The sequence below is a fragment of the Sphingobacterium corticis genome, assembly GCF_042684745.1.
GTDB classification, from domain to species: domain Bacteria; phylum Bacteroidota; class Bacteroidia; order Sphingobacteriales; family Sphingobacteriaceae; genus Sphingobacterium; species Sphingobacterium corticis.
Map to the genome: position 1 here is coordinate 222,936 of NZ_JBHUMA010000003.1, position 14,995 is coordinate 237,930.

At 41.6% G+C, this 14,995-nt stretch carries 14 protein-coding genes; all 14 read left to right on the forward strand.

The window, feature by feature from the left end; translation table 11 throughout:
- The first annotated feature begins 10 nt into the window (after window positions 1-10).
- Window positions 11-1,984 carry a phage portal protein gene (locus ACFSQ3_RS01030; RefSeq protein ID WP_380866724.1) on the forward strand — a complete coding sequence of 658 codons (1,974 nt, stop codon included), beginning with the start codon at window positions 11-13 and terminating at the stop codon, window positions 1,982-1,984.
- Window positions 1,985-2,170: 186 nt separating this feature from the next.
- Window positions 2,171-2,821 (forward strand): HK97 family phage prohead protease, encoded by a 651-nt coding sequence (locus ACFSQ3_RS01035; protein ID WP_380866725.1) that lies wholly within the window; start codon window positions 2,171-2,173, stop codon window positions 2,819-2,821.
- Window positions 2,822-2,849: 28 nt separating this feature from the next.
- Window positions 2,850-4,115, forward strand: a complete 1,266-nt coding sequence (locus ACFSQ3_RS01040; RefSeq protein ID WP_380866727.1) for a phage major capsid protein — start codon at window positions 2,850-2,852, stop codon at window positions 4,113-4,115.
- A 29-nt stretch (window positions 4,116-4,144) separates the two neighbouring features.
- A complete protein-coding gene (locus ACFSQ3_RS01045) occupies window positions 4,145-4,309 on the forward strand; it encodes a hypothetical protein (protein ID WP_380866728.1) in 165 nt (54 codons plus the stop codon).
- Between the two features lie 67 nt (window positions 4,310-4,376).
- Window positions 4,377-4,589 (forward strand): hypothetical protein, encoded by a 213-nt coding sequence (locus ACFSQ3_RS01050; protein WP_380866730.1) that lies wholly within the window; start codon window positions 4,377-4,379, stop codon window positions 4,587-4,589.
- Between the two features lie 4 nt (window positions 4,590-4,593).
- A complete protein-coding gene (locus tag ACFSQ3_RS01055) occupies window positions 4,594-5,118 on the forward strand; it encodes a head-tail connector protein (protein ID WP_380866732.1) in 525 nt (174 codons plus the stop codon).
- The gene (locus tag ACFSQ3_RS01060) at window positions 5,109-5,444 is read left to right on the forward strand and encodes a phage head completion protein (RefSeq protein WP_380866733.1); all 336 of its coding nucleotides are present in this window, start codon (window positions 5,109-5,111) and stop codon (window positions 5,442-5,444) included. Before ACFSQ3_RS01055 ends, ACFSQ3_RS01060 begins: the two co-directional genes overlap by 10 nt.
- 2 nt (window positions 5,445-5,446) lie before the next feature.
- Window positions 5,447-5,890, forward strand: a complete 444-nt coding sequence (locus tag ACFSQ3_RS01065; protein WP_380866735.1) for a hypothetical protein — start codon at window positions 5,447-5,449, stop codon at window positions 5,888-5,890.
- Complete coding sequence (locus ACFSQ3_RS01070) at window positions 5,887-6,321, forward strand: hypothetical protein (RefSeq protein ID WP_380866737.1); 435 nt, start codon at window positions 5,887-5,889, stop codon at window positions 6,319-6,321. Before ACFSQ3_RS01065 ends, ACFSQ3_RS01070 begins: the two co-directional genes overlap by 4 nt.
- A gap of 20 nt (window positions 6,322-6,341) precedes the next feature.
- Window positions 6,342-6,779: a phage tail tube protein gene (locus tag ACFSQ3_RS01075; protein WP_380866739.1), complete on the forward strand. Its 438-nt coding sequence runs from the start codon at window positions 6,342-6,344 to the stop codon at window positions 6,777-6,779.
- Between the two features lie 4 nt (window positions 6,780-6,783).
- Complete coding sequence (locus tag ACFSQ3_RS01080) at window positions 6,784-7,197, forward strand: hypothetical protein (protein WP_380866741.1); 414 nt, start codon at window positions 6,784-6,786, stop codon at window positions 7,195-7,197.
- Between the two features lie 146 nt (window positions 7,198-7,343).
- Complete coding sequence (locus ACFSQ3_RS01085; RefSeq protein ID WP_380866742.1) at window positions 7,344-7,487, forward strand: hypothetical protein; 144 nt, start codon at window positions 7,344-7,346, stop codon at window positions 7,485-7,487.
- A 3-nt stretch (window positions 7,488-7,490) separates the two neighbouring features.
- On the forward strand, window positions 7,491-11,000 hold the full coding sequence (locus ACFSQ3_RS01090) for a tape measure protein (RefSeq protein ID WP_380866744.1): 3,510 nt from the start codon (window positions 7,491-7,493) through the stop codon (window positions 10,998-11,000).
- A gap of 3 nt (window positions 11,001-11,003) precedes the next feature.
- On the forward strand, window positions 11,004-14,995 hold a 3,992-nt coding region (locus tag ACFSQ3_RS01095; protein ID WP_380866745.1), incomplete at its 3' end, for a hypothetical protein.

A 14,995-nucleotide genomic window follows, 5' to 3' on the forward strand; every position in this document is an offset into this window, starting at 1 on the left:
AGAGTGCGGTATGGGAATGTGGAGTTGGATTAAAAAGAAAAGTTTAAGTGCGGGTGCTTTTGCTCCTGTGTATCCCGTAATCAGTGTAAGTCGGGATATCATCGATTTGCTGAAAGGAGGGAAGGCTGGGTCACTAGAAGAAGCTATGTTCAATAGTGAGAATGTTTTTCCAGTTGTCCGCGTGATATTGGACAAAGCGAAGCCGTGCCCATGGCGTTTGTATGAGGTAAAGAATCAGCAAAAGGGCGATCTTGATTATTACCTAAGTTATCGTAATAAGTCCGAGCATTTTACCAAAGAGCGACAACTCAAAGAGAAGGCGCTTAAGGAAGTGGAGGATAATCCAATTTTGGATTTGCTCAATAAGCCAAATAATTATCAAACGAGATCACAGTTCATTGAGGATGTACTAGGTTTCTACAACACGCTTGGTGAATGCTTTATCTACGCCGATATTCCGGTTCGCGGTCGTAACGCTGGTAAGCCTACGGCGCTGTACTCGTTGCCAGCACATTTGGTAGAGCCGATTTATTCGAATGACTATCGAAACCCAATTAAGCACTATCAATTCTCGTTTGACGGAAATCCAATAGATATTGATCCCAGTCGAATCTTGCATATCAAAAAGTGGAATCCTTTATACAACTACAACGGGGGTGGACTCCATGCTATAGCTCCGGTACAAGTAGCAAGAGATTTAATCAATCGTGGTAAAGCGAACCAAACAGCGCAAACAAAGGCTTTCATCAATGGTGGATCAGCGTTCTTAATGAGTTCAGAAACGCCCAACGACACGTTCGATGGAATGACGCAGGAGCAGCTAGATATTCTGAATGATCGCATCAAAGAGCGTATTCAAGGCGTAGAGAATTACGGAACAATAACCGCTACTAATGCTCCAGTTAAAGTGCAAAAAGTCGGAGATAGTGTAGCTGATATGAAGCTTATTGAGGCGGATAAAGAGGGATTGAGAAAGATATGCGCTATCATGAACGTTGATCCGATCCTTTTAGGCCTTAAAGAAGGCGCTAAGTATGATAACCAAGAAGGAGCATACAAAGCCCTAGTGACGCAAACTATCATGCCTCAACTGAATGATCTAGCAGAGGGTTTGAATAATTGGTTGTTGCCTATGTACACGAAGAAGTCGGAAGGTGGAGATGAGGTAGCTACTAAAGCTTATTTTCTGGAAGCAGATAGCAAGTTTTACCCAGAGCTACAGCCAGATGCTAAGTTGATCAAAGAGACTTATGCAAGTGGTGGCTTCACATACAACGAATATCGAAGCGAATTGGGTTGGGATGCACATGTCGACCCTATAGCTGATCTGATGTTGGTCGCAACGAATGTCAAGCCTACATCAATGGAGATAATCAATGAACAACAGGCAGGAAAGGAGAAGCCAGCCGCGAACGATGGAGTCACTCCGGATGTTAAGGCAAAGCTGTTAAATACTTCAGATAGAACCAAAGCGGAATTCTTGAAAGGATGTTTGATGTTTTATCCAGACATAGATGTTAATGATTGGGTGAATGGTATCCGAAAGCTAGTGCCAAGCCATATAGTTGAAGAATATTATTTTGATCCGCATTTGACGGTTTTATATGGATTCGATGACCAAGCTATGGAAACTACACGTTTGGCAGAGGTTGTTGGCCGCTTCCTTAGTGAGAATCCAATAGCTATCGACGCTACACGAATTGGTGTGTTTTCAAATGACATGGATGTAATAAAGATCAATGTAGAGGATCTGAACGGAAATCTGACACGTTTAAATCAGTTATTGAAAGAGGAATTTACATATCAAAATGACTATCCAGTTTACAAACCTCACATCACAATAGCTTATGCTAAGAAAGGCTCCGGCCAGTACTTCGACGGAGCGTTGATTGATTTGAGTGAGTATGGTTTGAAGAACATCAATAGTGGGCTGATGAAATATTCGGATTCCAGCAAGCGAAAAACTGTCATTGGTGCTGGCTAATTAGGTTAGCAAAATTTTCCAAAATAAATTGGAAAACTAAAAAACCTATGTATCATTGTTTCTGTAGGTAGTGAGGTAAATGTGGTCAGGGAATGGCAGTAAAACGGGAGTTGATAGAAGTGAGCAAGATTTGTGTGGAGGTTCTATCGCCCGTTTTCTTTTTAGTGTAGTGGGATTATGCAGGGAATGTTAACCAAGGGAATCAATCAAGGATTTAAAGATGTAGACGTAAAGCAAGGGATCGTAACAGGTTACTTTGCTCACTTTGGCTCAAAGGATAGCGATGGTGATATTATCGTGGCTGGTGCCTTCGCAAAATCAATTCGCGAGAATGGTCCAGAATCAAATCACCCTAGAATCAAACATCTTCTGGATCATAACAAGAAGAATGCGATTGCCAAGATCACCGTTTTAAAAGAAGATGATTTCGGCCTATACTATGAATCAAAAGCTGGTCGCCATACTGCTGGTCAAGACTTCTTGAAAATGGTAGAAGATGGAATCATTACCGAGCATTCCCACGGTTATATCACATTGAAAGAACAGCAGAAAGCTGATGCCAATTACATTTACGAAAACATTCTTTTGGAAGGATCAAGCCTTCAATTCTGGGGCGCAAATGCCAACACTCCAATCATTGGTATTAAATCGGAAATAGAAGTAATAGCAACAATTACCATGCTTGAGAAGGCATTACGCAATGCCACCTACACCGATGAAACATGCATTCAATTAAACGAACGTATCAAGTCACTTTCAAGTCTACTTAAGCCGGCAAAGACCACTTCGGTAGAGCAAAAGCCGACGGTCTACGAGTCAATAATCAACGGTTTATAATTTAAAATTCACGAGAAAGATTAGTGAGATGGACGAAAAAGAAAAAGAAGCCTTAGAAAAAGTAAAGGCAGCACAGAAACAGGCAACTGATGAAGCAACTAAAGGTTTCAAAGCTCAGTTAGACAATGCGGACGAGAAGATCAAAGCTGCTGAAACTCGCGCTGATGAAGCAGAGAAGAAAGCTAAAGAGCTGGAGAAGAATCAAGACGAGATGCAGAAGCATTTAGATCAACTTGACGTTGAACTTCAGGGAACAAAAACGCGTAGGACCTCCGATGAGGATTTTCTTGCAAAAGCTTTAAAGGAAGCTGAAGAAAACGGAGACTTGAAAAAGGCGATGGACACTAAGAGTAATTCTACAGTTATCGCGAAGATGGAGATCAAAGCTGTAGCTAGTCCTATGACAGTAGGTTCTGTAGGCGGGAACGCAGATCTGATTGTTTCTCGTGAAGTTGATGGTGGGATTAATCGCCCAAATGCTCCTCAAAGAAACGTTTTAAATAACGCAAATGTCCGTGCAACCACTGCCGCGACGATTGAGTGGGTTAATCGTGAGAATAGTGAAGGTAACGCGGAGTTTCTTGGAGAAGGTGAATTAAAACCTTTGCGCTCTTTCGAGTATAGTCAAGAGGAGTCTAAAGCAAAGAAAGTTGCGGTTGCTTTCAAAGTAACTACAGAGTCATTGCAGGATATTAGCATCCTAGCAGATGAAATTCGTCAAGACGGTATTGAAGCGGTTGAAGATGAAGTAAACGACAAGCTATTGAACGGAGATGGTACTATTGCAACTGAGCCGAAAGGATTAATCGTTCAAGCGGCGGCGTTTAACGTTGTTGGGCTAACGGTTGCTAATCCTAATAATTATGATGCTATTGTAGCTGCATCATTACAGGTTTCAATGCTTCGCCATACACCAAATATTGCATTCGTAAATTCGATCGATTTCACAAATTTGGCGCTTACTAAAGGATCTGATGGTCATTACATCATGCCTTTGTTTGCTACTAAAGATGGTGAGCGTATCCAGATCGCGGAGATTAGAGTCGTAAAGTCAGACGAAATCGAAGTAGGTAGCGTGCTGGTCGGAGATATGCGCAAGTTCCATGTACGTCCTTATGGTCCATATACCATCGAGATCGGCACAGAGAATGATGATTTGCGTAAAAACTTACGTACGATCATCGTGGAGCGCCGTCTTCATGCGTACATCAAGAAGCACGATAAAACTGCTTTCGTTTACGACACATTTGACAACATCAAGGCGGCAATTGTAGCTGATGAAGCAGCTGCTTAACCCATGAATCATAACTAAAACAGATAGAAATGGCGAAAGCTGAAGAATCAAAATCAAAGGGTAAGGTTGTAGACCTTCATAAGCGTGTTGACGTAGTAGCTACTGATAAACACCCGTTCAAAAAAGATGGTGATAAACTTAAGGTCGGAGTGCTTCAAGTAGATCACTTAAAATCAAAAGGCTTCATTAAGTAAGCATCAGCATTATGGTACAAGCCAGCGGTTCGATTCCGCTGGATGCTGCAAATCAAATACTATCATTATGTACAAGTTGAAAGCAAAAGTACTAATCAGCAAAGATCCTAAATGCAATTGCGGAGGTTTCTATCATCCCGGAGAAGAATTCAACGAAAAGAGTGAGAAGAAAGCCCAGCAATATATCGACAACAATGAGGTTGACGTTATTGAAGCTCCAGCGAAAAAAGCATCTGCTAAAGAAGACAAAACGGAAGTAAAAACGAAAGAAGCAAAGTAGAATTATGTTTCGCGTAAATGTTCTAAATATTATCGGTGATGAACCCGTAAGCTTGGAAGAGGTAAAAAGATTTTGCCGTATTGACCAAGATTATATAGGAGAAGATGATTTGCTTAAGACACTCATATCCTCCGCTCGCTCTATGATTGAACAATACGCTAACATATCCCTTATCAAAAAAAGACTAGAGGTATTCACGGATAGCACAAAGTTATTCTGGCTTCCGATGTCGCCAGTTATAGAAATTGAAAGTTTGGTTGATGAAAACGGCGATACTTTGTACTTAGAGTCTCCACAGGCGCAGCGATTGAAAGTCAATAGCCATAATGGATATGTCGTAACCTATCAAGCTGGTTTTGGTAAAGTTCCTGCTGATTTGAAGCTTGCTATTATGAAACAGGTGGCTACCGATTACGATAATAGGGAAAACTTTACCGTATCTGAAAGGTCGCAGGTTATATCCGGTGTTGAATTAAGTAATAGCGCAAAGTCATTAGTGAAACCATATAATCGTAATCTATGGCTTTAAAACACACGTTGATTGGCCGTAGAAGTGAGGTCGTTTCGATTTACAGGATGGAGCGTGTGCGCGATGAGGGAGGTGGTACTACGACTTTGCCGGTGCTGTATTGGCAAACGATGGCTGATGTCCAACACGTCAAAGCTTCTCGGGTTGCTCAGTCATTTCAAGACAAATTGAAGAAAGTTTTATCCATCCGCTTCCGATATCGATCAGATAAGCAATTGGAAGGATCGATGACAGCGGAAGTAGATGGCAAAAAGATGGCCATTCATAGTATTGACACAGACACGTATCGGGATAGGTTTGTAGAGATCATAGTAACGGGAGATTAGTTATGGCAATCAAAGGATTATCATCACTGAAGGCAAATTTTGCTCGTAAGCACAAAGGCTATCGTAATGCTACTCGTCATGCGTCGCGCTTAGTGGGTAACAATGTGGAAAATGCGGCGAAGCTTAACGCTCCAGTAAAAATTGATTCTCTCATTTATGGTGAGGTTGTTTCAGACCAAAATGGATACGGCTATGCGATACGTGTTAAAGCTATGCCTGGTAGCGGCATGATGAAAAACATGCCTATCTATCTTGAATTTGGAACCGGACTATATGCTGCGAGCTACGTTCCAACTTTGCCAAAAGAGTGGCAAGAGGTGGCTAAGCAATTTTACATCAATGGTAAAGGAAAAACAAAGGTGCATAGTTTCCTATATCCAGCTTGGAATACTCACTCAACTAGATTCAAAGAAGCCGTAAGGAGCGGTTTAAGATCAGTACGATGAAAGATGCAAGTTATTCGTTGAGAGTTGCCTACATCAAATCTTTAGAAGGTATATTTTTTAAGGATGGAGAGGTTTTTTCCTACGATGAAATAGCAGATCAGGAAGAAAAAAATTACATCGTGGTTTCAGGTCAATCATCATCCGAAACATCTTTTAAATGCGGGTTTTCCGGAGACTACATGATAACATTGAATATTGTTTGTAAGTATCCAATTGGTTCCGGAACGAAGAAAGATAGCGAAGAGATATCGAATATGGTATTAGAACGGGTTTATCCGTCAATTAGCACTACAGGTGTTGTGATAAGTGAAGATTTCGATATATGGAATACCCGTTTAGTGACCAATAGAACAATCGTCGACGAGACGGGTAGCGAGAGAGTAATAACGAAAGTGTTGACATTTCAACACAGTATAAATCAGATAAATTAAACATTCAAAATTAGGGAAAGATGGCGTTAAGATTTGAGAATGGGAGTAAGTACCTATTATTTGTTAAAAGACCGGCGGCCACAACATGGAAAGTATTGGCTTGCTTAATCAGTAACGGTGTCGATATGTCCGCGGACGAAATCACGGCGTCGTCAAAATGTAGTGGCAACGCAAAGGAAGCGTTACCCGGAGAAACAAGCTGGACCATGACTGCCAATGGAAATGCTATTGATTCTGACTTGAAGGCTGATGAAGCATCGTACAAGGAGTTGAAAGCGATTTGGAAAGCTGGTGAGACATGCGCTTGGAAAATGGCAAAGGTCGGGTCTACAGATGTTGATTATGGTATGGGGCATATCAGTTCATTATCCAAAGCAGCAAACCATAATGAAGCAGTGACTTTCGATTTAACGATCAACGGTACTGGAGCTTTAGAAGATAAGGAGCCAGCAGCGTAATCGTATGAAGATCGACTTAAAAATTGGGGGTGAAACAATCCCCCTTCATTTTGGAATGGTTGCTCTAGAAGAGATGCAAAAGCTTGTAACGTCATACATGGGGACAAATAAGTATGCATCTGATGTCGTTTGGGCTGGATATCTTAATCATTGCGCTATTCAAGCCGTCGTACCAGACATGTTGTATGCTGACGTGATGGAAATACTGGAGACTCATTTCTTTTCTGAAGAAAAAGAAGTTGATAGCAATTTGAATGAGATTTTAGCTGCTTTCGAGAAGAGCAAAGCTGGATCGCGACTATTTCAGGCTATAGATGACTTAGTGGATGTTGTGGCCAATGGGAATGAAGAATTAAAAAAAAAGAAGCGAGTAGTCAATCATTCGACGACCTCAAAAAAATCGCGTTCGGGGAAATAGGATTATTGCCACGAGAGTACTATGCCCTTACTCCTGTGGAATTTGGTCTAATGTACCATGGACATATCGAAAAGGAGACTAAGCGCAAAAAAGACCTTAGACTCCTTTCTTTTTTTATAGTGAAAGGATGGGCGGATCCTAAAGATATGGCTAAAACACCGGAGGATTGGTGGCCAATCGACCGCGATGATCAAACGGTTTCGGCTTCGAGATCGATGAATATTGCTAACTGGAGTGAAGAAGAAAGAAATGCTGCCTTAGAGTTGATCAGGAGCACAGTGGAGAGATAAAGTATGGCAGATGCAGTATTAAGTGTAGAGCTTAGAGCCAAGCTCGAAAAGCTTTCAAAAGGACTGAAAGACGGTGAAAAGAATATTGGGGATTTCGTTGCTGCTGGTGATCGTAATCTATCCAAAATAGAAGCTAAGTTCGAAAGTTTAGGCAAAACGACTAAAGATATTGCTTCCAATATCAAAAGCGCATTGGGTGGAATTTCCATGGATAAATACATGGAAGCTTTTAGTAACAGCCAGGGCGATATCGCTAAAGCTCGCGCTGAAATCCAAAAGTACAAAGCCGAAATTGAACAGCTTAAAAAAGTTGGACAAGAGCTTAGTAATCAAATTAAAGAGAAAACAGCAGCGTTAAACGCTGATAAGCAGGCGACGGAGCAAGCTCGAACGGCGACGGAGAAGCAAAGAACTGCAACTGAAGCAGAAAGAACGGAAAGTGCAAGGCTCAAAAACGAACTACAAGCACTCCGCAACGAGAAAGCACGAAACCGACAAGAAACCATTGCCGCTACTGGATCATATCGCGAAGCGCAGCAACGCCTTACAGCATTAGGTAAACAAATAAGAGAAAACGCCAACGGATTCAACATAAACAGCAGGGAAGTTCGTATTCAAATTAATGAATACAATAAGCTTAACGCTAAGTTGAAGGAATTCGATCGAGCGATGGGTAATCATCACCGCAATATCGGTAATTACGGTAGTGCATTCGCTGGTGCGATACCCTACATCGGTCAATTCACGTCAGTTGCCGGATTAGCATCGCTAGCTGTGAGTGGCTTAACGAAGTCCTTCGAAACAAATATGAAGCTCGATGCTCTTAATGTGGCGCTAAAAGAAACATCCGGATCAGCGGAAAACTTCGATACAAATATGAAGTTCTTGCGTGTTTCGGCTGATAGATTAGGTCTAGACTTTGTCACTACCGCCAACGCGTTCAAACTTTGGCAGGGCGCAGCCAAGTTTTCCAACATGACTGCAGAAGAGACACGCGCAATTTTCGAAAGTGTTGCAAATGCTGGAGGTAAATTGAAATTGAGTAGTGACCAGATACAAGGAACTTTCTTGGCACTATCTCAAATGCTTTCCAAAGGAAAAGTTCAGGCGGAGGAACTTCGCGGCCAATTGGGTGAGCGATTGCCTGGAGCTTTCGCATTAGCGGCAAAAGCCATGGGGGTGACCGAAAAAGAATTGAACAAAATGCTTGAACAGGGACAGGTTGTTGCTGATGAGTTTCTGCCAAATTTTGCCCGTCAACTCGATGAGTCTTTCGGTAATGACAAAACGCAGCGTATAGAGTCTATGCAAGCGTCTGTAAACCGTTTAAAGACTGAATGGGATTTGCTTTTCAAATCAGGAACAGCGACGAGCTTCTACACTTTTACAGTTGATGGACTTGCTAGTATTCTAGCTAGTATGAACGGCAGTAAAGATGCCACCCGAGATCTTGCTCAAGAGCATGAAAATTTAAAGACAAAATTCGAACAAAGCTACCGTGATGCGGTATATCTCGCACGTGAATATGATATACTTACTGGCAAAACATCATTAAACAAAGATGAACAACACCGCTTAAAAGATGTAATCCAGCAAATGGCGGCTTTAATGCCTAATGCAGTTACCGAATGGAATCGATTTGGAGAAGCTATCGATATAAATCGCGTCAAAGTACAAGAGCTTACCGATAACATGCGGGAACTCCAACGAGTTCAAAATAAAGGTATCGTAGATGAGCTTAATGCGAACTTTGAAAAAAGTCAACGAACAATTGATGCTCGTAGAAGAACAATGGAGTTAAAACAAAAGCAAATATCTGCTCCAAACGCTTCGGAAAAGTTTATTAGAAGAGAGGAGCAGCTGGTTGTTCTAATCAAAGACGAGATCATTAAAGATCAAGGTGATTCTTATGAAGCTGCAAAAGCTCTACGTGATATTGGTGCCCCATTATCAAAAGCTCAAAAGGATGTTATTGCTTATCATGAGAAAACTCAAGAATCTGGCGAAATCACCTATGAATCCATCAAAAAAAACAAGGAGTATTGGGATGATCAAGTTAAATCCATAAAAGGATCTATAGATGCATTAGAAGTAAGTAAAAAAGGCACTAAAGAATGGATTGAACTTACTAAGCAATATGAGGTAGCTAAAAAAAATGCCGATGCTTACAATATAAATTCTGACATGAAACGCGGTTTACGCGATCATAATAAGGAGATAGCCGACGCGAAGCGAAAAGAAGAAGCTTTACGGAATATTCTCACTCAGTCTGCCAATCAATCTTCTCTATCATTGAAAGAAGGGATAGCGCGAGACATCGAAGCTGTTGATCAGAAATACAAAGCTTGGTACGATACTGCAAAAGGAAATGCTGAAGCTATCGAGCAATTGGAACGTGATCACCAATCTCAGGTTAACCAGATCAAATTGAAAGGGTTGAATGATGCGCTTAAGTTCCAAAAAGATTCGTTGGATAAAGTTCGAAAGCTTGCTAAACAGGATGTAAAGACTAAAAGAAAACAAGATTCACATGAAGTTGAAGTCGATATTGTTTTTGATCGCCGATTCAATGAAACCGCTGGACAACGTAGCTTAAGGATTTTAAATACAGAATTCAGAAAACTTGTTAACGAGAAAGAGAATGCTATACGGAAGAGCGTCGAGCTTGGTCAAATTTCTAAGCAAATGGGGCAGGCTATGGCTGATGCGTACAACCAAGCTGCGCAAAATGAGTATTGGGAAAAACTTGAATCTGTTCGAAAAAAGGATATTGAAACCCAATTGGCAATGGTTGACGGTCGTAATATATTCAATGAGTCGTTAGCAAAAACAAACGTACTACTAGACGAGCTAGACAGGAAGTTTCAAGCCGGATTATATTCTAAAGAACAATATCAGAAACTTCAAGCATCATTGCTTAATCAACAAGAGCTGGTTGGTGCCCTAAAATCGTCTTATGATCAAATGTCCGCAGGAGTCGGTAATGCATTCGCCAACATGCTTACACAAGGGCAAAGTTTCGGTGAAGGCATGGAGCAAGTGTTTCGTCAGATGGTTGCAACAATCATCAGCGAGATGGCTAAGCTGGCAGCAATAAAATTACTACAAGGAATATTTGGAGTTGCAACAGGCGGTGCATCGACTGCCATAACCAATGTGCTTCCGGGATTCGTAGGAGGATATGCAAATGGAGGATACACAGGTAATGTAGCTATCAATAAAGTTGCTGGTGTAGTGCACGGTAAAGAATATGTATTTGACGCGGATGCGACACGTAGAATCGGTGTCAATAATCTAGAGGCATTGCGGTCTGGAAACATACCAACACCGGCTGATCTAACTCCTAAAATTGCAAAAAACTTTTCTACATTTAATGGTGCCCCAACTGGGGCAAGTGGGGTAAAACAGCGACTCGATGTCAATGTTATTGTCGAAGGTGATGTGAGAAATGATCGAATCAGACTATCTAATGCTAGAGGACAACGGAATGAAAAGAAATTTGGGAGAGGTTAGAAGATGTATAGGGAAATTTATTTTCATCAATATTGCATTAATAATGTAGGCGATGTCGCACGCCTGTCAATAAGAAAAAGGGATTATCGCGGATCAGCTCGACGTGTCGAAGCTGGTCCAATACCTTTTACAAAGTCAATAGTGGATAGCGCAGATGATGCTGTAGGCGGCATTTACCCAACTAGCGCAACACTCCAACTAATAAGCGGTGCGAATTTCACTGTAGCGGATATCTATACAGCTGATGATAGCGAATTTCAAATAGTACATACAATTAACGAAAAGGTTGATTGGATTGGATTCTTGACGCCTGAAGGATTCAACGAGTTAGATACTAACAGCTATAGGTATATCAATATAAGGTGTTTCGATGGTCTTACGCGGCTAAAGGACTTGAAGTTTGTCAATGACAAAGGTCAAAACTATGGCGTTGAGGATGGTGTTTTTCAAATGTCAATACTATCTTTCATAAAAGAAGGTTTAAAAAAGACGGCAAATCCGCTTGATATATTGACGCTTGTTGATCGTGCCGCGGTTATTTTATCACAGGCATCCCAAACGTATAAGCCGTATTATGTAATATCACGTGCTGATGATTTTGTGTTTAGTACAATGTTTAATTCCTTGCCTGAAGATTTGATTAAGGTCGGTAATTATATTTCATACAAACTAGAATCTGGGAGCGAATTAAGCAGCAAGATAATTGAAATAGATCGATCAGATGTTTCAAGCGGTGGCGGTACCGGGATAAAACTTGCCCGACCTATGATTCAAGGTTCCGGCTTTGATATTCAAGCATACTTTTTCGAGCCTACTTTCGACGAAAGTAAAGATGCGTTAGTTATCACTACGGCAGATGTAAGAACTTGGATAGGCACGGATTACCAACTAGAAGCTGTTGGTCAAGAAAAGGAGAAGAAAAAGTATTATTATGAATACTTAGATGGTACTGCGAATGCGTGGGACGTATTAAACGATATAGCTTTAGCTTTTGATGTTCGAATAAGCCAAAATAATGGATGCTGGACGGTTGAGTCTATGGATATTCACAGAGTATCAGCGGAGTATTATAGATACAATTATCAAGGACAGTTCGTTGATCGCGTAAGCAAAGAAGTCGTCGAAGATCTTTCTTCTTGTAATTTTACCAAAGTAAAACACAAGAGGTCAGGCAACTCGAAGTACATCGATAAAACGCTGAAAAGCGTGTCGGTTGGTTATAATTATAAGCATAAAGCCGAAGGGGATCCTCTTGTTAATTTGATCAAAAACCATCTTTTCAGCGAAGGCACTACGATCCAAGATAAGTTTAATTTTACTCCACTTTTCTGGGAGCGCTTTAGCACAGCGTACGCCATTCGATTTGGTATCGAAAGAGCATGGGCTGCTATTGATAAACCTTATGTAGAACTGACGACTCCTAACCAGTTCAATTCCTTCAATGGGCTTAGACCAAACGCGGCAATTCAAATGTCGCAAGGGGAAGTGTTGAAAATGTCATGGCAACAAAGCATCAAAGAGTATAATTACGATCGATCTCTCGGTAGTCTATGGCATGTTACAATGGTAATCCGATTGATTACTAAAACAAATAAGGTTTATTATTTGGTAAACCATGAGGATGAAGAAGGGTGGCAGGATGCTGATTTCATGTCGGGTAATCCAATCGGTCAATGGGTCAGAGATGATAAATATGTTTGGCATTTTAATTCCAATTATTCCACTCAACATATAAGAAATGCTGGAAACATCGGAGAACCAGGCTCTGCCGGAGTTTGGTCGCCTATGTCGGAAGTCAAACTCACTTCGAACGACGTTCCGGAAGATGGAGATTTGACAATATCTTTCGTTGGTTCTGCCAGACGTACGTACAGTAATCGCGACAAAAATCCAGAGGATTTCGCTCGATCGTATAGACAAGATGGTAAACAAGAAGATAAGGTTAAGTACATTCAAAATGATTATTCGTTAACAGGGAACGTAACTTTTAAAAAAGACGATTATAATCCATCGGTCCGCGTAGCCAACGTTAGATTATTCAAAATAACTACAAAAGGTAACGGAAGACTGTACACCTATTCGCAAGAAGGGAATTACTTCGATATAATGGATGGAATATCCATACCAATTGGAGATGAAAACAATGGTGATCATATTTCCGTACTACGTGTAAACGGCGAAGTAAATAACCGATGGGTAACTCGTGACAACTCGCTTGAGGTATCACCGCTCGGATTGCTATTGGCCAAATCCATTATGCGTAGGTATTACAAACCTAAGGCGATGATAGACGGTGCAGTATCGTTTTATCCTACTAATCTTTCAGGCCTGTTTCTTTATGATGACGGATTGTTAATGACTCCGATATCGGGAGATGTATCATCGAAAGATCATTTGTTAAATGGCACATTTCGTCAACTACCAATGTGGGAATTACCTGATGGAGGTATAGATCATGGTCCAAATTCCCTAAGTCAAAATAGATCGTCATCAGGTTCTAGTGGAAGTGGATTTGGTGGCGGTAATATTTTCATTCCACCACCGCCAGTTACGCCAAATACTGAACCTCAAGATTTGCAGAGTGTGACGGCGATCGGTAATGAAACTGATTCTGATTTAATTACCAAAGGAACACGTAACAAAGATTTGTTGGCAATACCTATTGCACCGGTCGCAGTGGACGACAAGATAGCAGGGGAGATGTATCTTCACGCAAAAGACGGTTATACGTTTTTAAATAACATTAAAGCTAATGCGGGATATTCCGATAACGCCGGAAGGTGGGACAATGTGCTGCGTTCAGAGTACCTAACGCAGCCCGTACGCTCAAGTGACAATGTTGCTTTCGCCGGAATCACTGCGACGAACTTTCTACGTATCCCTCAAGTCGCAAACGCAGCGACGGATGCTTTGTGGAAGTCTGGTAGTTATGCAATGCTAGGTTCTGCAAAAGTGTGGGCTGGGCGCGCTGATCTTTGGAATGGATATGCTCAACCCGACTACCTAGATCAACCAGTTCGCGCCAATGATTCTCCAGTATTTGCCGGAATTAGCTCGCCGAGTTTCGCGAGTGGTTTTACTGGTCATGGCTACAGAATCGGCAAGGATGCTAACGGCAAGTATATGGCGGAGTTTGACCGCCTGACGGTTCGTCAAGACTTCAATGTTTACGAACTTATCGTTAACCAGCTTCGTTCGACTAATGGTTCTTTAATTGTTTCAGACGGAATCAAGATCACGGGAGCAACTCCATCCGGGGTAAACTACCTCTGCACGATCGATACTGATGGCGGTACTATAGGCGTGCCGTTCAGAGTTGATGACATTTTGCAAACTCAAGTATACAATGGTAGTAGCATGAAGTATTTCGTCGCGCGCGTGATTGCTGTTAATAGTGGAAATTTCACTATAAACATCATCGACGGGGCAAGCATTCCAGAAGAAGGCGATGATCTAGTGCGCATTGATAATTTTACCGATGCCAACCGCAAAGGAATCGTCTACATCACGGCAAGCGACAGCGGAGCGCCATACATCGATACGGTGTACGGTAAGTGGACTGATCCGCAAAACAGTGTGCGCGTTCGTATCGGTCGACTTGACGGTATCGTAGATGCAGATCTAGGCGCATTATCAGGCTACGGCCAATACACCCAGAACGGCTATTTCAAAGGTATTTTCCAAGTGCAAAACGGGTCGAATGTCTACACGAAAACCCAAGCCGACGGCAATGTGTCCGCGGCAAAATTAGAAGCAATTAGTGCAGCTGCCAGCGATGCCTCAAGCAAAGCCAATAGCGCACGTGACGCCGCGATTAATTCTGCTAACCAGTTTGCGCAGGATGCAGTTATTTCCATCAACATAGGAGCGCGAAATCGATTTTCACTGACCCAAACACCTATCGGTATAGCCAATGTCACTGATTTTACTATTGATAAGTCGAATAATGGTTTTTCTTTAACCGGAAATTCTACTCCGGGATATATCCGAATGGA

Bases quoted from the DNA above. Each gene is read 5' to 3' on its own strand.
- ACFSQ3_RS01030 (WP_380866724.1), top strand. From the start codon at position 11: ATGGGAATGTGGAGTTGGATTAAAAAGAAAAGTTTAAGTGCGGGTGCT.
- ACFSQ3_RS01035 (WP_380866725.1), top strand. From the start codon at position 2,171: ATGTTAACCAAGGGAATCAATCAAGGATTTAAAGATGTAGACGTAAAG.
- ACFSQ3_RS01040 (WP_380866727.1), top strand. From the start codon at position 2,850: ATGGACGAAAAAGAAAAAGAAGCCTTAGAAAAAGTAAAGGCAGCACAG.
- ACFSQ3_RS01045 (WP_380866728.1), top strand. From the start codon at position 4,145: ATGGCGAAAGCTGAAGAATCAAAATCAAAGGGTAAGGTTGTAGACCTT.
- ACFSQ3_RS01050 (WP_380866730.1), top strand. From the start codon at position 4,377: ATGTACAAGTTGAAAGCAAAAGTACTAATCAGCAAAGATCCTAAATGC.
- ACFSQ3_RS01055 (WP_380866732.1), top strand. From the start codon at position 4,594: ATGTTTCGCGTAAATGTTCTAAATATTATCGGTGATGAACCCGTAAGC.
- ACFSQ3_RS01060 (WP_380866733.1), top strand. From the start codon at position 5,109: ATGGCTTTAAAACACACGTTGATTGGCCGTAGAAGTGAGGTCGTTTCG.
- ACFSQ3_RS01065 (WP_380866735.1), top strand. From the start codon at position 5,447: ATGGCAATCAAAGGATTATCATCACTGAAGGCAAATTTTGCTCGTAAG.
- ACFSQ3_RS01070 (WP_380866737.1), top strand. From the start codon at position 5,887: ATGAAAGATGCAAGTTATTCGTTGAGAGTTGCCTACATCAAATCTTTA.
- ACFSQ3_RS01075 (WP_380866739.1), top strand. From the start codon at position 6,342: ATGGCGTTAAGATTTGAGAATGGGAGTAAGTACCTATTATTTGTTAAA.
- ACFSQ3_RS01080 (WP_380866741.1), top strand. From the start codon at position 6,784: ATGAAGATCGACTTAAAAATTGGGGGTGAAACAATCCCCCTTCATTTT.
- ACFSQ3_RS01085 (WP_380866742.1), top strand. From the start codon at position 7,344: ATGGCTAAAACACCGGAGGATTGGTGGCCAATCGACCGCGATGATCAA.
- ACFSQ3_RS01090 (WP_380866744.1), top strand. From the start codon at position 7,491: ATGGCAGATGCAGTATTAAGTGTAGAGCTTAGAGCCAAGCTCGAAAAG.